Source organism: Luteimonas sp. A478 (assembly GCF_054052025.1).
Genome location: NZ_JBSVRF010000003.1, coordinates 188,839 through 207,118, shown reverse-complemented (window position 1 = coordinate 207,118; position 18,280 = coordinate 188,839). Strand labels below are relative to the sequence as shown.

Sequence of the window (18,280 nt, the reverse complement as noted above, 5' to 3'; positions counted from 1 at the left end):
GGGGCGCTTGGGGGAGTGGAGCGGTGAAGCAGGACCAACGATGAATTCGGTGTATTCCACCCCTGCCGGCGCACCCCACCGGAACCGTTTTCCGGGGACACGCTGGCTGGAACTGGATGTGGAAATCATCGTCATGGCCCTCTCGCAGCCGGCGCAACAATTCTGAAACCTGCCGGGTGCAGTTCGACCCTACTCCTCCCCGCCGGGGTCGGCAAGCAGGCCCGGCACAGGCGCATGACGGCGCGGTTGCGGCGAAAAGTGAATGGGGATTCGGGTCTGCCAGTGCGCGGAAGCGGCAATGGGCAGGCGCTTACGCGTCTCGCCAAGCCGTTGAAACAGAAGGATATTCAGTCTGTAGGAGCGCGCCATGCGCGCGAAGCCGCGTGAGATCCAGCAGCGCGGCGAGGCTTCGGTGACGACGCGACGAACCGAAGCCATGGCCCAAGCCAGATGTCACGCGGCTTCGCTCGCGTGGCGCGCTCCTACATTGGCTCAGTCGTCTTCTTCGAGGCTGCGGATGAGCTCGGCTTCGCGGCGCTCGAGTTCGGCCTGGCGGGCACGGGCCGCACGCAGGCGGGCGGCCTGGTCGCTGGCCACTCCTTCCAGTACGTCCTCCACTTCCTGGCGGGCACCGTGCTCGGCTTCAGCGGTCAGACGCAGGCGCTCGGCTTCTTCCGCCTGGATCTGGGCCTGCACGCGCAGGCGCTCGGCCTCGGCGCGGGCGCGCGCGGCTTCCTGGCGGCTCGCCTCCACCATCAGGTCGCCCCGCTGGCGATCGAGCTGGTCGATCTCACGCCGGATCAGCTCGGTACGGGCGGCTACCTCGGCTGTTTCCACCCGCCATTCGGCCACCCGCAGGGCGGCATCGCGCTGGTTGGCGCGGACAGTGCCCAGGGCGTCCAGCGCCTGGCGGGCCTGGAGGCGCTCGTAGTTGGCAAAGTTGCTGCGCTCGGGATCGGCTTCGATCGCGCGCATACGCTGGGACAGGCGGTCCAGGTCGGGATTACCGCTGTCCTGGGCCACTGCGGAAACGCTGCCGGCGCCCAGGGCCATGCCCAGGACCAGCGCATGGATGATTGGCCTGCTCATTGGTCCACTCCCAGCTGCTCGCGCAGGCGCGAGATCTGCGCTCGCCGCTGTGCCAGTTCGGTGTTGGCCACAGCTTCGCGGCTGCGGGCGCGGGCCAGATCGGCGATGGCAGCCGCAGCGACGGCTGCGGTACGCGCATCGCGCGAGTTCCCGGCGCTCATGGCCGACTGGGCCTGGGAAAGCAGCGCCTGCGCCTGCTCGAGATCGGCGCTGGCGTACTGGTCGGCATCGGCGTCCACGGCGCGGGCCACCGCCTGCTGGGCGGCGGACAGTTCCGCGGTAGGCGGAGGCGTGCTGGCGCAGGCCGTGAGCACCAGCACGAAACCCAACACCAGGGCCTGCAGGGGCGATCTGAAGTGTGCAATGCTAGCGGGCATTCGTGGTCACGCCATAAGGGGAACAGGCGGCCATTGTCGGCAGCAGGGCTCTGGATCGCAACGACCGGGGGCCGTCACAAGGGGGTTCGTTCATGGACATCGGCTATTTCCTGAAGCTGATGACGGAAAAAAACGCGTCGGACATGTTCCTGACCACCGGCGCGCCCGTCCACATCAAGGTGGAGGGCAAGCTGTATCCGCTGGGCAGCACTGCGTTGCCGGCGGGCATGGTGAAGAAGATCGCGTACTCGCTGATGGACGAGGACCAGGTGCCGGAATTCGAGCAGAACCTGGAGCTCAACATGGCCTGGTCGCTGCAGGATGCCGGCCGCTTCCGCATCAACGTGTTCAAGCAACGCGGCGAGGTGGGCATGGTGATCCGCGCCATCCGCAGCACCATCCCCTCGATCGAGGAGCTGCAGCTGCCGCAGGTGCTGAAGGACATCATCATGGCCCCGCGCGGGCTGGTGCTGATCGTCGGCTCCACCGGGTCGGGCAAGTCGACCACGCTGGCGTCGATGATCGACCACCGCAACTCCACCACAACCGGCCACATCCTCACCGTCGAGGATCCGATCGAGTACCTGCACCGGCACAAGATGTCGATTGTGAACCAGCGCGAAGTGGGCCTGGACACGCACAGCTTCCACAACGCGCTCAAGAACGCGATGCGCGAGGCGCCCGACGTGATCCTGATCGGCGAGATCCTGGATTCCGAAACCATGGACGCGGCGATCGCCTTCGCCGAAACCGGCCATATCTGCCTGGCCACCCTGCACTCCAACAACGCCGACCAGACGATCGAGCGGATCCTCAACTTCTTCCCGGAAACCGCCCACAAAAACGTGCTGATGAACCTGGCGCTGAACCTGAAAGCCGTGGTCAGCCAGCGCCTGGTGAAGGGCAAGGACGAGCGGCGGATGCCGGCCACCGAGGTGCTGATCAACACCCCGATGATCCGCGACCTGCTGCGCCGCGGGCATGTGCACGAGCTCAAGCAGGCGATGGAGGAGTCGCTGGAAGAAGGCATGGAAAGCTTCGACCAGTGCCTGTTCCGGCTGTACAAGGAAGGCAGGATCGAGCAGGAGGAGGCGCTGAAGGCGGCCGACTCGCGCGACGGGCTTGCACTCAAGTTCCGGCTGTCGGAAGGCGGCTCGGGCGAGCACGACCCCTACGCCGACGTCTTCGTCACCGGCGAGGAAAACAACAGCTGATCAGATCCATGTAGGAGCGCGCCATGCGCGCGAAGCCGCGTGACGCATCGACACGCGGCGTGGCTTCGGCGCGAGTGCCGGTTCCGAAGCCTTGGCCCGGACCAGAATTTACGCGGTTTCGCGCGCGTGGCGCGCTCCTACGGGGCGTCGGGCTGGTTCTCGGGGCGGGCGGCGTCGAAGGCGGAGAGCGCCAGGCAGGCGGCCTCGATCCGGCGGATGGTGGGATAAGGGGCCAGGTCCACGCCGAAGCGGCGGGCGTTGTACACCTGCGGCACCAGGCAGCAGTCGGCCAGGCCCGGGGTGGCTCCCTCACAGAACTCGCCGGTGCCGGGATGGTCCACCACCAGCGCCTCGAAGGCGCGGAAGCCTTCTTCCATCCAGTGCCGCATCCACGTGTCGCGCTCGGACTGCGGCACGTTCCACTCATGTTCGAAGAAACGCATCACCCGCAGGTTGTTGAGCGGATGGATATCGCTGGCCACGAGCTGCGCCAGGGCGCGCACCCGCTGGCGTTCGCGGGCATCGAGGGGCAGCAGCGCGGGCTCGGGCCAAAGCTCGTCCAGGTACTCGAGGATGGCCAGTGACTGGCGGAGATGGCGCTCGCCATGCTTGAGCATGGGCACCAGCTTCTGCGGATTCGCCGCGGCGTATTCGTCGCCGTGCTGCTCGCCGCCGTTGCGCACCAGGTGCACCGGCACCGTGTCGTATTCCAGTCCCTTGAGGCTGAGACCGATCCGCACCCGGTATGCGGCGCTTGAGCGCCAGTAGGAATAGAGCGTGAGCCGGTCCGACATGTCCCCTCCCAGTACCGCGCCTCGCGCGGAGCTTCCTGCATCTTGAATGGTGACGGGAAAGGGCCCGGCCTCCGGCCGTGCCCTGCCACGCGTGGTGGATCAGGCGCCGGGCGTGTACCGCTCGATGCGCTGCTCGATGGCGCCGAAGATCGACTTGCCCGCAGCATCCAGCATCTCGATCCGCACCGTGTCGCCGAACGACATGAACGGCGTTTGCGGCTTGCCGTGCTCCAGCGCTTCCACCGTGCGCTTTTCCGCAAAGCAAGAGGCGCCCCTGCTGGTGTCTTCGTTGGCAATGGTGCCCGAGCCGACGATGGTGCCGGCCGACAGTGGACGGGTCCTGGCCGCGTGCGCCACCAGCTGGGAGAAATCGAACTGCATGTCCACACCCGCCTCTGGAGCGCCGAACCATTCGCCATTGACGTGGCTGACCAGCGGCAGGTGCAGTTTGTTGCCCCGCCATGCATCACCCAGCTCGTCCGGGGTGACAAACACCGGGCTGAGTGCCGAGCGCGGCTTGGACTGCAGGAAGCCGAAGCCCTTGGCCAGCTCGCCCGGGATCAGGTTGCGCAGGCTGACGTCATTCACCAGCCCGATCAGCTGGATATGGCCGGCGGCCTGTTCCGGCGTGGCGGCCATAGGCACGTCATCGGTGATGACCACGATCTCGGCTTCCAGGTCGATGCCGAATTCCTCGCTGGGCACCGGCACCGGATCACGCGGACCCAGAAAGCCTGCACTGGTGGCCTGGTACATCAGCGGATCGGTGTAGAAGCTCTCCGGCACTTCGGCCCCGCGGGCGCGGCGCACGCGCGCCACGTGCGGCAGGTAGGCGCTGCCATCGAGGAATTCGTAGGCGCGCGGCAGCGGCGATGCCAGTGCCTGCATGTCCAGATCAAATGCGCCCTCGGCGCTGTTCGCTTCCAGCGTCTGGAACAGGGCGTTGAGCCGCGGCGCAACGTTCGACCAGTCTTCCAGCGCCTGCTGCAGCGTGGAGGCAATGCCATCGGCGCGTACGCCGCGGGTGAGGTCACGCGAGACGACGATGAGGGTGCCGTCGCGGCCGCCTTCCTTCAGTGAACCGAGCTTCATCTGGACTCCATGGACAACGATGCAAACGCCCATTGTACGTAGGGCGCGTGCGTGTAGGAGCGCGCCATGCGCGCGAAGCCGCGTGACCCCTCAGTCGTCGCCGAGGAATGTGCCGGCGCGCCAGGTCAGCACCAGGGTGTCGCGATGGCCGTGGCCGGAGAGGGGCTGGATCGGCGTGCTCTCGTGGATGACCCGCGCATCATCAAGCAGCAGCAGCGACCACGGCTGGCACAGGGTGAACCGCTGCCCGGCCGGCCCGTCGGCCTGGAACACCCGGGTCTCCCCGCCCTTGATGGCATCGCGCTCAACCATGATCACCGCCACGTAGTCCACGCCGTCGCGGTGCGCGCCTTCCGGCGTCGGCCGGCCGATGCCGTCGGAAGTATCGATGCGGAACTGGTGCGCTTCCACGTACCAGGGCCGTGCAGGATGCAGGGCCGAGCACAGCCCGGTGATGCCCCGCAGCAGCCCGCCCCAGGCCGGCAGAGCCACGATCTCCGGCTCCACCGGCTCGAACCAGCGACGCATGCCTCCGTGCAGGGCGTTGTAATCACGCGGCTGCCAATGGGCGCGATGCGGAGCCTGCTCGATCCGGCCATCCTCGTGGATGACAAAACAGGAATGCCGGCGCCGGCGGTAGCGTCCGCCGTCGCGCAGGTAGGTATCGGGCGGCAGCCGGTCCCAGCTTTCGCCGAGCGCATCCAGCGCTTCAAGCGGACAATCCGCGAGCGTGGCCACGTCACCGGGCGCGAGTACCGCGAAGCCCTGTTCGCGCATGGCCGGCAGCAGGCCGGCAGGGGTGAGGACGGGCGCTTGGAAGGTGGATGTCATCGATCAATATTTCCGGCACAAAAAAAAGACCCGCCGCGAGGCAGGTCTTTTCGGTCAATTGGCAGCCCCGGATGGATTCGAACCACCGAATGTCTGAGTCAGAGTCAGATGCCTTACCACTTGGCTACGGGGCTATGTTCGAAATTGTAACCCGACCTGCGGCGGTTGCCCATACCGGGAACGAACCGCCGAGGTGGAAAAGCTTAGCGCTTGGAGAACTGCGTTGCGCGACGGGCGCCGTGCAGGCCGACCTTCTTGCGCTCCACTTCACGCGCGTCGCGGGTGATGAACCCGGCCTTGCGCAGGTCGGTTTTCAGCGACTCGTCGTAGTCCACCAGCGCGCGGGCGATGCCCAGGCGGATGGCGCCGGCCTGGCCGGTGGTGCCGCCGCCGACGGTGGTGACGGTGATGTCGAACTTGTCGGTGTTCTGGGTCAGTTCCAGCGGCTGGCGCACGATCATGCGTGCGGTTTCGCGGCCGAAGAACTCGTCCAGCGGACGACCGTTGACGTTGATGTTGCCGCTGCCCTTGCGCAGGAACACGCGGGCGACGGAGGATTTGCGACGGCCGGTGCCGTAATTCTGTTGGGTCGACATGGTCAGATATCCAGGACTTGCGGCTGCTGGGCGGCGTGCGGGTGGTCAGGGCCTGCGTAGACCTTGAGCTTGCGGTACATGGCACGTCCGAGCGGGTTGCGGGGCAGCATGCCCTTCACCGCGCGCTCGATCACGCGCTCCGGGTAGCGCTCCATCGCCTGGCCGAGGGTCTCGGTCTTCAGGTTGCCGATGTAGCCCGTGAAGCGGTAGTACTTCTTGCCCTCCAACTTGTTGCCGGTGACGGCCACCTTGTCGGCGTTGATCACGACGATGTAATCGCCGGTATCCACGTGCGGGGTGTAAACGGGCTTGTGCTTGCCGCGCAGGCGGCGGGCGATCTCACTGCTGAGACGGCCGAGCGTCTTGCCTTCGGCGTCTACCACGTACCAGTCGCGCTGGACGGTCTCTGCCTTGGCGTTGAAAGTTTTCATGAGGGGCACTCGATTCAGTGGTGAATAGTCGGGCTGATTGCGCTGGCCGCGGCCGGCGGAACTTTGCCACGCGTTGTGAACGTGGAACGCAAGAGGCGAAATGATACAGGGCGATCCAACCCACCGCAACATGCGGCCGCACCTTCCGGCTTGACCCCCGCCCCACGCATGTAGCCGTGCGGGCGCCGGCGGTATGATCGCCGCCATGACCAGCACCCGCCACCTCAATCCGCTTGATCAGTTCCTGTCCCGGACCCAGCACGCGCTTGAAACCGTGTTCGGCCGCCCCGCCGCCGAACGCCCCAACCCCGCCGGCGATGAGCCCGATGTGGTGCTTGATCCCGCAGAACGACGCCACGCTGCCGGCTTGATGCGCATCAACCACGTGGGCGAGATCTGCGCCCAGGCGCTGTACGTGGGCCAGGCCGCGGTGGCGCGGGATCCGGATACCCGCGCGCACCTGCTGGAAGCGGCGCAGGAAGAGACCGACCACTTGGCCTGGTGCGCGGACCGGCTGGAAGAGCTGGACGACCGGCCCAGCCTGTTCAATCCGCTCTGGTACGCGGGCAGCTACGCGATCGGCGTGGCCGCCGGGCTGCGCGGAGACGGCTGGAACCTCGGCTTCGTGGTGGAGACCGAACGCCAGGTGGAAGCCCATCTGGAAGAACACCTGGACACCCTGCCCGCTGCGGATCAGCGCAGCCGGCGGATCCTGGAGCAGATGAAGATCGATGAGGCGCGCCATGCTGATGAAGCCGAAGCAGCTGGTGCCCGGGTGCTCCCGCAGCCGATCCCGGCGGTCATGGCCCTGGCGTCGAAGGTCATGAAGACCGTCGCCTACCGCGTGTAGGTCGGCCTTACGCGACCAACGCGGGGGATGGCGGAATTTACGGCGATATCCCCAGCGTGCGGGGCGTCGGGGGCGCAGCCCCGACCTACGGACGGACGCCTCTGACCGGCCATCAATTCAGCAGGCGATTTGGCTGTAGGAGCGCGCCATGCGCGCGAAGCCGCGTGAATCCTGGCGTTGCATTGTTGCGTCGGCCACAGCGCGGTAACCGACGCCCTGCCGGGAGCCGCATGTCACGCGGCTTCGCGCGCATGGCGCGCTCCTACCGGGGCCGGGGCCTGAACCCGAACCCGAACCGAGACCCGGTCCGGAACGGGCGCAGGAAGACCGATGCGGCTGTGACAGATGCGGTCAGTCGACCAGGTTACGCCCGTGATACAGCTCTTCGATCTCGCGCTTCAGGCGCGTTTCGATCTTCATGCGCTCCTTGAAGCTGAAGTTGCGGGCTTTTTCCTCGAACAGGTACTGGTCAAGATCGAAGTCCTTCAGGTGCATCTTCGTGTGGAAGATATTTTCCTGATAGACGTTCACGTCCAGCATTTCGTACCTGGCCTTGATGTTCTTGTGCAGGTAGTCCTGGATCGAGTTGATCTTGTGGTCGATGTAGTGCTTCTTGCCCTTGATGTCACGGGTGAAGCCGCGCACCCGGTAGTCCATCACCACGATGTCGGACTCAAGGCTTTCGATCAGATAGTTCAGCGCCTTCAGCGGTGAAATCACGCCGCAGGTGGCCACGTCGATATCGGCCCGAAAGGTGGCGATGCCGTTGTCCGGATGGGTCTCCGGATAGGTGTGCACGGTGATGTGCGACTTGTCCAGATGCGCGACCACCGCATCGGAGATCACGCCCTTGGCGTCGCTCTTGTTGATCACCGGCTCCTCGGAAATGAGGATCGTCACCGACGCGCCCTGGGGATCGTAGTCCTGGCGCGCGATGTTGAGGATGTTGGCGCCGATGATCTCGGCCACATCGGTCAGGATCTGGGTAAGCCGATCAGCGTTGTAGACCTCATCAATGTATTCGATGTAACGGCTGCGCTCGCCTTCGGACGCGGCAAAACAGACGTCATAAATGTTGAAGGACAGAGCTTTGGTGAGGTTGTTGAAGCCCTGCAGCTTCAGGCGAGGTAGAGGTTTGACCACGGCATGCGGCTCCCGCATCAGGCAGGCGAAAGCGGGAATTATGCGGCATTTGGTGTGGTCTGGGCGACAACAGTTTGCCCGTGACACTGCAAGCGCCTACTCTCCCATCTCCCCCGATCCTGTTCAGGCTCCAGACTTCAGAGGCTGCCAGTGCCCCTTACTCATCATCCGTACAAACATCCCAATCATCCCCTGATGCCTTCGCCGGCAACCATCGAACGGTTCCTGGCGCACAGTCATCGTCGGCGCTACCCCCCACGCACCGATATTTTCCGGCCCGGCGACCCCGCCGGCACCATGTATTACGTGATCAACGGCTCAGTCAGCATCATTGCCGAGGAAGACGATGGTCGCGAGCTGGTCCTGGGCTACTTCGGCAACGGCGAGTTCGTTGGCGAGATGGGGCTGTTCATGCAGTCCGAAACCCGCGCCGTGATTCTGCGCTCGCGGACCCAGTGCGAGCTGGCCGAAATCAGCTACGAGCGCCTGCTCACGCTGTTCCAGGGCTCGCTGGCCAACGACTCCCCGCAGATCCTCTACGCGATCGGCGCGCAGCTGTCGCGCCGCCTGATCGACACCAGCCGCAAGGCCGGGCGTCTGGCGTTCCTGGACGTGACCGACCGCATCACCCGCACCCTGCACGACCTGTGCCGGGAACCGGAGGCCATGAGCCATCCGCAGGGCACCCAGCTCAGGATCTCGCGCCAGGAACTGTCACGGATCGTCGGCTGCTCGCGGGAGATGGCCGGGCGCGTACTGAAGAAGCTCGAAGAGGACGGCAAGCTGCACGCCCGCGGCAAGACCATCGTGCTCTACGGCACACGCTGACTCCCGCAGGAGCGCGTCGTACGCGCGAAACCGCGTGACATCGGGCCGCGGGATGTGGCTCCGGACACCACTCCGGTTCCGGAGCCTCCCCGCAGATCATCGTCACGCGGCTTCGCGCGCATGGCGCGCTCCTACGCGTATTCTCCGCCCATCCTTCCCGGGTCGGCGCCATGGAACTGACCGAGGTCTTCTGGTGGCTGGTGCTGGTCGGACTGTTGGCCCAGCTGGTCGACGGCGCGCTGGGCATGGCGTTCGGCTTGGTGGCTTCGTCAATCCTGCTCAGCATGGGTCTGCCGCCCGCCACGGTCAGTGCCAGCGTGCACACGGCGGAGATCTTCACCACCGGCGCATCGGGCGCCTCCCACCTGGCCGCGGGCAATGTGGACCGAAGGCTGTTCCTGCGCCTGGCCGTGCCGGGCGCACTCGGTGGAATCCTGGGCGCAGTGGCGCTCACCCAGCTGCCGGCCGACATCGTGCGGCCGCTCGTCCATGTCTACCTGCTGGCCCTGGCGGTGGTGATCCTGCGCCGGGCCTGGAAGCATCGGGCCGCGCAGGCAGGCGAAGTGAAGCGGGTACCGCTGCTGGGCTTCGTCTCGGGCCTGCTGGATGCCTCGGGCGGTGGCGGATGGGGGCCGATGGCCACCTCCACCCTGCTGGCTCGCGGCGGCAAGGCCAGGACCACGATCGGATCGGTGAATGCAGCCGAGTTCGTGGTCACCGTGGCGATCTCGGCCACATTCTTCCTGTCCATGGGGCTGCAGCACCTGGAGGTGGTGCTGGGCCTGCTGGTGGGTGGCATCGTCGCCGCGCCGCTGGCCGCCGTGCTGGTCAAGCGGGTGCGTGAGCGCTGGGTGCTGGTGGCGGTCGGCGTGCTGGTGGGGGCGATCAGCCTGTGGCAGATCACCCGCGCCCTGGTGCAGCTTCTGTAAGAATTACTTCGCCAGGGGATCGCCGCCGCGGTCTTTGCAGCCCCAGTTGAGGATCGGGGTGTCGGCGCCGAGCACGCGGCGGAACATGGCCACACGCCCGGGCTTGGGGTTGACCACTACCGGGCGTTTGGCTGCACGCAACAGCGGCAGGTCGGCGCTGCTGTCGGAATAGGCCACGTCGATTTCTCCGTAGCCGGCCTCGCGCAGCATGCGCATCTTTTCTTCGTAGTGGCAGTGGCGGGTGGCCACCACCGCGCCAAGCCTGGGCCCGATGGCGGTGCCGATCACCGGCACCTTCTCATGCGCCACGAAGGCCAGGATCGCCCGGGCAAGCTCGGGCGGGGCGCCGGTGGCCACGACCACCCGGTCGCCCGCATCCAGGTGCTGCTGCAGCACGCCGAGCGCATGGGGCAGCAGCCGCGGCTTGATCCCATCGCTATTGGCCAATACGTACTGGTCCGTCAGCGCATCCACGGTGTCGCTGTGGTGCAGGCCCACGGTACCGATCCACACGAAGCCGGAAATGCCCCGCCGCCGGGTCGGCAGGAAGGCGACCATCGGCCCCAGCACCGGCGTGGCCAGCAGGGCCAACAGGCTGCGCCACCAGCTGCGACGGATCAGCCAGGCGAACAGGTGGCTGCCCGAGTCGCCGTCGTACAGGGTGTGGTCGAAGTCGAACACAACGGTGCGAGGCTGATCCGGACCCGCGTCAACCGTGGGCTCGCGCAGCAGCCCGGCCACCGATTGGGGTTCCGATGCCGGATCCGCGACCGTTTGCCCCGCGGTGGCAGCGGCAGGCGCCGTCACCGCGTCGGCCACCGGCGCGGCCGGGGCCGGGAAAAACAGCGCTTTCAACGCCTCGCCCGGATCAGGCTGGCGCATGAAGGCTTCGCCTACCAGGAAGGCGTGCACGTCCGCGGCACGCATCCGCTCCACGTCGGCGCGGGTATGGATGCCGCTCTCGGTGACCAGCCTGCGATCGCCGGGCACCACGTCGCGCAGCGAGAGCGTGTTGTCCAGCGAGACCTCGAAACTGCGCAGGCTGCGATTGTTGATGCCCAGCAGCGGCGCCGGCACCTGGATGGCGCGCTCCAGTTCTTCCCGGTCGTGCACCTCCAGCAGCACGTCCATGTCCAGGTCCATCGCCAGCCCGGCCAGCTCGGCCAGCGGCCCGTCTTCCAGCGCGGCCACGATCAGCAGCACGCAGTCGGCGCCCAACACCCTGGCCTCGTAGACCTGGTAGGGGTCGATGATGAAATCCTTGCGCAGCACCGGCAGCGCGCAGCTCGCCCGCGCGACCACCAGGTTTTCATCGGCGCCCTGGAAGAAATCACGGTCGGTCAGCACCGACAGGCAGGTCGCACCGCCACGCTCGTAGCTGCGGGCGATGTCGGCGGGCTGGAAGTCGGCACGGATTACGCCCTTGGAGGGGCTGGCCTTCTTGACCTCGGCAATCACCGCGGGATCGCCGGCCTTGATCCTGCGCTCGATCGCAGCGGCAAAGCCGCGCGTGGGCGGCGCGGAGGCGGCATGCGCGGCCAGGTCGGCCAGGGTGCGCACGGCACGGCGCTCGGCAACTTCCTCGCGCTTGCGCGCCAGGATCTTTTCCAGAATGTCGGTCAACCTTGCCTCCGCGGCATATCCAGCTTCAATCCGTACGTTCCAATCCGGGCGCCTCAGCGGCGCCCGATCCCCGTTCGGGGGATGCCATCCTACCCGGCATCAACAGTCCGTCAGGACGGTCAGGGCGACGATGCGGGGCGCACCACTCAGGCGCCCGCCTCCGCCAGCCGACGCGTGGTGGCCACGAAGGCGTCCAGCTTGGCCCGGGCCGCGCCGCTGGCCATTGCCTCGCGCACCCTGGCGATACCGTCGGCGATATCGTCCGCCACCCCGGCGACATACAGCGCCGCGCCGGCATTGAAGGCGACGATCTCGCGCGGCAAGCCCGGCTTGCCGTCGATTGCGTCCAGCACCATCACCCGGGACTCGGCCGGATCGGCTACCCGCAGGTTGCGGCTGGCGGCCATGGCGATGCCGAAATCTTCCGGGTGCACGTCGTACTCGCGCACCTTTCCATCGCGCAGCTCACCGACCATGCTTCCGGCGCCGAGCGAGAGTTCATCCATGCCGTCGCGGCCCCAGATCACCAGCGCGCGCTCGGCGCCCATGCGCTGCAGCACGCGCACCTGGATGCCCACCAGATCGGGATGGAACACGCCCATCAGGATGTTCGGCGCGCCCGCGGGATTGGTCAGCGGCCCGAGGATGTTGAACAGCGTGCGCACGCCCATTTCACCGCGCACCGGCGCCACCTGCTTCATCGCCGGATGGTAGATCGGGGCGTACATGAAGCCGATGCCGGTCTCGGCGATGCTCTGCGCTACGTGTTCCGGCTGCAGCTCGATCGCCGCGCCCAGCGCCTCGATCGCGTCGGCGCTGCCGGACTTGGACGACACGCTGCGGTTGCCGTGCTTGGCCACCCGGGCACCTGCCGCGGCGGCCACGAACATGCTGGCGGTGGAGATGTTGAAGGTGTGCGCGCCATCGCCGCCGGTGCCGACGATGTCGACCAGGTGGGTCCGGTCGGCCACCTCAACCTGCCGCGAGAACTCGCGCATGGCCACCGCCGCGCCGGCGATTTCCCCCACGGTTTCCTTCTTGACCCGCAGGCCCGACAGGATCGCGGCGGTCATCACCGGCGACACCTCGCCGCCCATGATCTGGCGCATCAGATCCACCATTTCGTCGTGGAAGATTTCGCGGTGTTCAATCGTGCGCTGCAGCGCTTCCTGGGGGGAAATAGGCATGTGTTTCCGGGAAAATGGGCGACCGCCTAGGATACCCCGCGTCCCAACCGGCTTGCGTAGGAGCGCGCCACGCGCGCGAAATCGCGTGAATCCCACGCGGGCCGGCCGGCGGGGCACTCCCGGGCGGGACACGCACGTAAATACGTCCATGTAGGCTTATCGGCGCCGTCCATGGCGCCGATAGTCCCGCCCGGGAATGCCCCGCCGGCCCCCAGGATTGACCGCGATCTTCCGTTATCAGGTTCACGCGGTTTCGCGCGCGTGGCGCGCTCCTACAGAGGGGGTCAGCGCTGGAGGAAGTTCTGCAGCAGCGCGTGGCCGTGTTCGGTGAGGATTGATTCGGGGTGGAACTGCACGCCTTCCACCGGATGCTCGCGGTGACGCAGGCCCATGATCTCCTCGAAGCCGCCGCCCTCCAGCTCCGTCCATGCGGTGACCTCCAGACAGTCGGGCAGGCTCTCGCGCTCGACCACCAGCGAGTGGTAACGAGTGGCCACGTAACCGTCTGGCAAGCCCGCGAACACGCCCTGCCCCCGGTGGCGGATGGGCGAAGTCTTGCCATGCATGATCCGCTGCGCACGCACCACCTTGCCGCCGTAGGCCTGGCCAATCGCCTGGTGGCCCAGGCACACGCCCAGGATCGGGGTGCTCGGCCCAAGGCGCTCGATCACTTCCAGTGACACCCCGGCCTCGTTCGGCGTGCACGGCCCCGGCGAGATCACGATCCGCTCCGGCCGCAACCGCACGATCTCATCCACCGTCAGCGCATCGTTGCGCTCCACCCGCACCTCCGCCCCCAGCGTCTGCAGGTACTGCACGAGGTTGAAGGTGAAGCTGTCGTAGTTGTCGATCATCAGCAGCATGACGGCGGCATCGGGACGGGCAAAAAGGTGCGCCAGCTTAGCAGCGCCCCATCTGCAGGAGCGCGTCTTACGCGCGAAGCCGCGTGACATCCGGCGACGCGGCGAGGCGCCGGTGACGACGTCTTGGCCGAAGCTCCGGCGCACGGACATGATTTACGCGGCTTCGCACGCATGGCGTGCTCCTACGGCGAGCGACGGCGGCATACTGGGCGCACTCGCTGCACAGGGTTTGCCGCATGCCCCAACCCGCCGATCGGGCGCCCCGCGACCGCTCCGCCACCCTGCAGGCGATGTTCAACCTGCGCCGCGGCGAGCTGGCACCGGTGCTGCTGGCGGGCCTGTTCTTCTTCTGCATCCTCACCGCGTTGATGCTGCTGCGACCGGCGCGCGATGCGCTGGGGATGGAGCGCGGGATCGACAGCGTGCGCTGGCTGTTCATCGGCACCGCGCTGGTGACGCTGGCGGTGAACCCGGTGTTCGGTTGGCTGGTGAGCCGGCTGCGGCGGCTGCAGGCAATCGGGGCGACGTACGGGTTCTTCGCGCTCAGCCTGGTCGGCTTCTGGGGGCTGCTGATGTTTGCGCCCGGCGCGGTGGGCGAGCGCAGCGGACAGGTGTTCTACGTGTGGTTCAGCGTGTTCAACCTGTTCGTGACCATGGTGTTCTGGGCGCTGATGGCAGACCGCTTCTCTCCCGACCAGGGCCGACGCTTCTTTGCCCTGATCTCGGTGGGCGGCACGGCGGGGGCGATCTTCGGGCCGTGGCTGGCCGGGCGCTTGGCCGAGCCGCTGGGCACGCCGGCGCTGCTGCTGGTGGCGGCGGGGTTCCTGCTGCTGGCGCTGGCGGTGGCCTGGTTGCTGGTGCGGATGGCGCCGGATCGGGACGGAGCGGCAGACACCGCGGCATCGGCGGTTGCGGCCGGTGCCGATCGCGAGCGTATCGGCGGCAGCGCATGGGCCGGGTTCAAGGCGGTGTTCCAGTCGCGCTACCCCAGCGCCATCGCCGGCTACATCCTGCTGATGACGGTAGTGGCGACCTTCATCTACTTCACCCGCCTGCAGATGGTGGCGGCGGTGACCGACGACCTGGATGCGCGCACGGCGATCTTCGGCAACATCGACATGTGGACCCAGATCGCGGTGCTGGTGCTGCAGCTGACCATGACCGGCAAGATCATCCAGCGCTTCGGGCTGGGGGTGGCGCTGGCGATCCTGCCGATAGCTACCGCGATCGGTTTCATCGGCCTGGCGATCTACGGTTCTTTCGTGGTGCTGGTGCTGCTTGAAGCCACCAACCGCGCGGTGCAACGCGGCATCACCCGTCCCGCACGCGAGGCGCTGTTCACCGTGGTCAGTCGCGAGGACAAGTACAAGGCCAAGGCCTTCATCGACACCTTCGTGTACCGGGCCGGCGACGTGGTCGGCGCGCAGACCGAAGGCGCGCTGGCGCGGCTGGGGATGGCTATGGGAGGGCTGGTGAGCGTGGTGGTGCCACTGGCGCTGGTGTGGGCCGCGCTGGCGCTGTGGCTGGGCCGGGCGCAGGAGCGCGTGGCGGAATCATCCGGGCCCGTGGACCGGTCGTAGCCGGGGCACGAACCGCCCCGTGCAGGACGGCTTGATCCAGGTCAGCGCGGGAAAGGCGGGGCGGCGGCAGACTGGGGGCATGACATTTCCCGCATTTTTTGAAGACGCGCCGGTCATCCGCGTACGCGACGGCTTGGCGAACCTGCTCGGCACCGCCACGGACGGATTGATCGAGTACCGCTACGCCGATGCCGTGCGCCTGGCCGGCCACTCCTGCCCCACCGTCGCCGGCGCTTGGCTTTCGGCCCGCGCCGGACTGGGTGCGCTCTATGGTGACGAGCTGCCGGAGCGTGGCGGCGTCACGGTCAGCATGCCGGAGGCGGAAGACGCCGGCGTTGCCGGGGTGATCGGCCAGGTCCTGACCCTGGTGACCGGCGCGGCCGGTGCCGGCGGCTTCAAAGGCCTGGGCGGCCTGCACGCGCGCAACAACCTGCTGCGCTACGGCGACACATCGGCAGCGTCGCTGTGGATGCAGCGGCAGGATACCGACGCGTCGGTCGAGGTCAGGTTCGATCCTTCGCCGGTCCCCGCCGACCCCGAAATGCGCTTGATGATCCCGCTCGCCCTGGCCGGCGGCTCGGAGGCGATCGCCCGCTTCGGCGCGGCGTGGCAGGACCGGGTGCGGCGGCTGCTGCTCGAACATGCCGATGACCCCGCGGTCATCACCGTGCGCACGCTCGCCTGATCAACCCACGCTTTGCTGATGCAGGAGCGCGCCATGCGCGCGAGACCGCGTAAATTGCGGCGGAGCGTCGGCCGGGACGTCGTCACCGAAGTGACACGGCACCGACAGGGGTCATGCGGCTTCGCGCGTAAGACGCGCTTCTACAGTGCAAGGCGGCGCGGTTAGAGACCCTTGGCGGCCTGGGCCACGGCGCGGAACAGGGCGCGGCCCTTGCTCATGGTTTCATCCCACTCCTTCGCCGGATCGGAGTCGTGGACGATGCCGGCGCCGGCCTGCACGTGCAGGCGGCCGTCCTGGATCACCGCGGTACGGATGGCGATGGCCGTGTCGGCATCGCCGTGCCAGCCGATGTAACCGACCGCGCCGGAGTAGACGTTGCGCCGGATCGGCTCCAACTCACGCACGATCTCCAGCGCGCGCACCTTGGGCGCACCGCTGACGGTGCCTGCGGGAAATGTCGCCCGCAGCACATCGGCATAGCTCAGGCCTTCCTTCAGCCGGCCGGTGACTTCGCTGACGATGTGCATGACGTGGCTGTAGCGCTCGATGGCAAAGCTCTCGCCCAGCTCCACCGTGCCCGGCTCGGACACCCGGCCGACATCGTTGCGGCCGAGATCAATCAGCATCAGGTGCTCGGCGCGCTCCTTGGGATCGGCCAGCAGCTCGGCTTCCAGCGCGGCATCTTCCTCCGGCGTGGCACCACGCGGACGGGTGCCGGCAATCGGGCGCACGGTCACCGTGCCGCCCTGCTGGCGCACCAGGATCTCCGGCGAGGAACCGACCACCTGGGTGCCGCCGGTATCGAGGAAATACATGTATGGCGACGGATTCAGCGCGCGCAGCGCCCGGTACACATCCACAGGCCGGGCGTTGAACGGGACCGACAGGCGCTGGCTCAGCACCACCTGGAAGATGTCGCCGGAGCGGATGTATTCCTGCGACTTCTCCACCGCCGCGATGAAACTTTCGCGGGTGAAGCCGGAAACGAAATCCTCCTCGTCCAACGCCGCCGGCTGCAGCGTCTCCGGATAGCCGGCCCCTGCGTGGCGCAATCGATGCACCAGCGCATCCAGCCGCCGGTTGGCCCGCCCCCATGCCTGCGGCTGGCGCGGATCGGCATGCACGATCAGGTACAGCCGGCCCTTGAGGTTGTCGAATACCGCGACCTCCTCCGACTCCATCAGCAGGATGTCCGGCGTCCCCAGCTCATCGGGCAGATCCCCACGGGCCAGGCGCGGCTCGATGTAGTCGATGCACTCGAACCCGAACCACCCCACCAGACCGCCCGAGAAACCGGGAAGGCCCTCCACTTCCGGCACCGAATGCCCAGTGCGCAGCCGCTCCACTTCAGCGAAGGGATCTTCCACGTGGCGCGTTTCCAGCACCTCGCCGTGCACGCTCACCGCCAGCTCATGCCCCCGGAACGTGTACACCCGCGCAGCGGGCAGGCCGATGATCGAATAGCGGCCAAAACGTTCCCCGCCCTCGACCGACTCGAACAGATAGGTATGCGGGCCGTCGGCCAGCTTCAGGTACACCGACAGCGGCGTGTCCAGATCGGACAGCACCTCGCGCACCACGGGAATACGGGTATGGCCCTCGGCGGCGAAGGCCTGGAACTGCTCACGGGTAATCATCAGCGCAATGTAGCGGCTGGGGCCCAAGTGCGCGAGCCAACCGGTGGCACAGGTGCCACCCGCCCGTCATCGACCTGTCATCAATGCCGCGGAACATGGGAGGCCATATCAGGGACGACGGGCGGAGGCAGGATCAGCCTCCAAATATTCAACGGGAAAGGCCGCGGCGGACGTCGCGGCCTTTTTTGTGGATTCCTTAATGTCGCTTCGCTGGTATTCACGCGGCTTCGCGCGCATGGCGCGCTCCTACAACGTAGACCGGGGCTACGCCAGAGACGCTCCGCGAAACCGACCATCCGCCATCGCCCCCCACCCCCGAAATTCTGCCGACGCCCCCCGACCTGCGCACCGCAAGCCCAGCCCCGCCGTGGCCGGGAGGCCTTCGCAGCGAAGTAAAGGAGGAGGCATCCGCCGCAGGCGGAGGCCGGGGGACATGAGCAGCGAAGGCCTGCCGGCCACGGCGGGGCCCTTCAGGTCACGGCGAACTGAATCGAAGCACGCAGGTTCCAGCCGAACCCAGGACGCGGCGCA

At 67.1% G+C, this 18,280-nt stretch carries 19 protein-coding genes, 1 tRNA gene and 1 pseudogene; 6 read left to right on the top strand and 15 right to left on the bottom strand.

Annotated features, from left to right (window positions below; genetic code table 11):
- Window positions 1-189: 189 nt before the first annotated feature.
- From ACW7G3_RS07550 to ACW7G3_RS07540, 3 genes are read right to left on the bottom strand one after another with little or no spacing between them, the layout of a single operon-like run.
- On the bottom strand, window positions 190-438 hold the full coding sequence (locus tag ACW7G3_RS07550; RefSeq protein ID WP_456982070.1) for a hypothetical protein: 249 nt from the start codon (window positions 436-438) through the stop codon (window positions 190-192).
- Window positions 439-492: 54 nt separating this feature from the next.
- Entirely contained in the window at window positions 493-1,089 is a 597-nt protein-coding gene (locus ACW7G3_RS07545) for a hypothetical protein (protein ID WP_456982068.1), read from the bottom strand.
- Window positions 1,086-1,466: a DUF4398 domain-containing protein gene (locus tag ACW7G3_RS07540; RefSeq protein ID WP_456982066.1), complete on the bottom strand. Its 381-nt coding sequence runs from the start codon at window positions 1,464-1,466 to the stop codon at window positions 1,086-1,088. Before ACW7G3_RS07540 ends, ACW7G3_RS07545 begins: the two co-directional genes overlap by 4 nt.
- Window positions 1,467-1,558: 92 nt before the next feature.
- Here ACW7G3_RS07540 and ACW7G3_RS07535 point away from each other — a divergent pair, with 92 nt between their 5' ends.
- Window positions 1,559-2,680 carry a PilT/PilU family type 4a pilus ATPase gene (locus ACW7G3_RS07535; protein WP_456982064.1) on the top strand — a complete coding sequence of 374 codons (1,122 nt, stop codon included), beginning with the start codon at window positions 1,559-1,561 and terminating at the stop codon, window positions 2,678-2,680.
- 137 nt (window positions 2,681-2,817) lie between these two features.
- Here the strand turns inward: ACW7G3_RS07535 and maiA are convergent, their stop codons facing one another.
- The 6 genes from maiA to rplM form a co-directional block, all read right to left on the bottom strand.
- Window positions 2,818-3,474, bottom strand: coding sequence for a maleylacetoacetate isomerase (gene maiA / locus ACW7G3_RS07530; RefSeq protein WP_456982062.1), 657 nt, complete (start codon window positions 3,472-3,474; stop codon window positions 2,818-2,820).
- Window positions 3,475-3,573: 99 nt separating this feature from the next.
- Complete coding sequence (locus tag ACW7G3_RS07525; RefSeq protein ID WP_456982061.1) at window positions 3,574-4,566, bottom strand: fumarylacetoacetate hydrolase family protein; 993 nt, start codon at window positions 4,564-4,566, stop codon at window positions 3,574-3,576.
- 90 nt (window positions 4,567-4,656) lie between these two features.
- The gene (locus ACW7G3_RS07520) at window positions 4,657-5,397 is read right to left on the bottom strand and encodes a 2OG-Fe dioxygenase family protein (protein WP_456982059.1); all 741 of its coding nucleotides are present in this window, start codon (window positions 5,395-5,397) and stop codon (window positions 4,657-4,659) included.
- A gap of 59 nt (window positions 5,398-5,456) precedes the next feature.
- Window positions 5,457-5,531, bottom strand: a tRNA-Gln gene (locus ACW7G3_RS07515).
- Window positions 5,532-5,600: 69 nt separating this feature from the next.
- Window positions 5,601-5,993 carry a 30S ribosomal protein S9 gene (gene rpsI, locus ACW7G3_RS07510; protein WP_456973906.1) on the bottom strand — a complete coding sequence of 131 codons (393 nt, stop codon included), beginning with the start codon at window positions 5,991-5,993 and terminating at the stop codon, window positions 5,601-5,603.
- A gap of 2 nt (window positions 5,994-5,995) precedes the next feature.
- A complete protein-coding gene (gene rplM / locus ACW7G3_RS07505; RefSeq protein ID WP_456982057.1) occupies window positions 5,996-6,424 on the bottom strand; it encodes a 50S ribosomal protein L13 in 429 nt (142 codons plus the stop codon).
- A 205-nt stretch (window positions 6,425-6,629) separates the two neighbouring features.
- Here rplM and coq7 point away from each other — a divergent pair, with 205 nt between their 5' ends.
- Window positions 6,630-7,274, top strand: a complete 645-nt coding sequence (gene coq7, locus ACW7G3_RS07500) for a 2-polyprenyl-3-methyl-6-methoxy-1,4-benzoquinone monooxygenase (protein ID WP_456982056.1) — start codon at window positions 6,630-6,632, stop codon at window positions 7,272-7,274.
- Window positions 7,275-7,625: 351 nt separating this feature from the next.
- On the opposite strand, the gene speD is transcribed toward coq7, so the two are convergent.
- Entirely contained in the window at window positions 7,626-8,417 is a 792-nt protein-coding gene (speD, locus tag ACW7G3_RS07495; RefSeq protein WP_456973912.1) for an adenosylmethionine decarboxylase, read from the bottom strand.
- Window positions 8,418-8,612: 195 nt separating this feature from the next.
- On the opposite strand from speD, the gene crp reads away from it, so the two are divergent.
- Window positions 8,613-9,245: a cAMP-activated global transcriptional regulator CRP gene (gene crp / locus ACW7G3_RS07490; RefSeq protein WP_456973914.1), complete on the top strand. Its 633-nt coding sequence runs from the start codon at window positions 8,613-8,615 to the stop codon at window positions 9,243-9,245.
- Between the two features lie 170 nt (window positions 9,246-9,415).
- A complete protein-coding gene (locus ACW7G3_RS07485; protein WP_456982054.1) occupies window positions 9,416-10,174 on the top strand; it encodes a sulfite exporter TauE/SafE family protein in 759 nt (252 codons plus the stop codon).
- Window positions 10,175-10,177: 3 nt separating this feature from the next.
- On the opposite strand, the gene ACW7G3_RS07480 is transcribed toward ACW7G3_RS07485, so the two are convergent.
- The 4 genes and pseudogenes from ACW7G3_RS07480 to ACW7G3_RS07465 form a co-directional block, all read right to left on the bottom strand.
- Window positions 10,178-10,903, bottom strand: a complete 726-nt coding sequence (locus ACW7G3_RS07480) for a haloacid dehalogenase-like hydrolase (protein ID WP_456982395.1) — start codon at window positions 10,901-10,903, stop codon at window positions 10,178-10,180.
- Window positions 10,904-11,011: 108 nt separating this feature from the next.
- Window positions 11,012-11,797 (bottom strand): annotated as a pseudogene (gene trpC, locus ACW7G3_RS07475) (indole-3-glycerol phosphate synthase TrpC); the annotation flags it as partial.
- 146 nt (window positions 11,798-11,943) lie between these two features.
- Window positions 11,944-12,984: an anthranilate phosphoribosyltransferase gene (gene trpD, locus ACW7G3_RS07470; RefSeq protein WP_456982052.1), complete on the bottom strand. Its 1,041-nt coding sequence runs from the start codon at window positions 12,982-12,984 to the stop codon at window positions 11,944-11,946.
- A gap of 284 nt (window positions 12,985-13,268) precedes the next feature.
- Window positions 13,269-13,847 (bottom strand): anthranilate synthase component II, encoded by a 579-nt coding sequence (locus ACW7G3_RS07465; protein ID WP_456973920.1) that lies wholly within the window; start codon window positions 13,845-13,847, stop codon window positions 13,269-13,271.
- 236 nt (window positions 13,848-14,083) lie between these two features.
- On the opposite strand from ACW7G3_RS07465, the gene ACW7G3_RS07460 reads away from it, so the two are divergent.
- Both ACW7G3_RS07460 and ACW7G3_RS07455 read left to right on the top strand, forming a co-directional pair.
- Complete coding sequence (locus ACW7G3_RS07460) at window positions 14,084-15,427, top strand: NTP/NDP exchange transporter (protein WP_456982051.1); 1,344 nt, start codon at window positions 14,084-14,086, stop codon at window positions 15,425-15,427.
- Window positions 15,428-15,506: 79 nt separating this feature from the next.
- Complete coding sequence (locus ACW7G3_RS07455; RefSeq protein WP_456982050.1) at window positions 15,507-16,112, top strand: hypothetical protein; 606 nt, start codon at window positions 15,507-15,509, stop codon at window positions 16,110-16,112.
- Between the two features lie 161 nt (window positions 16,113-16,273).
- On the opposite strand, the gene trpE is transcribed toward ACW7G3_RS07455, so the two are convergent.
- Complete coding sequence (trpE, locus tag ACW7G3_RS07450; RefSeq protein WP_456982048.1) at window positions 16,274-17,749, bottom strand: anthranilate synthase component I; 1,476 nt, start codon at window positions 17,747-17,749, stop codon at window positions 16,274-16,276.
- Window positions 17,750-18,280 lie beyond the last annotated feature (531 nt).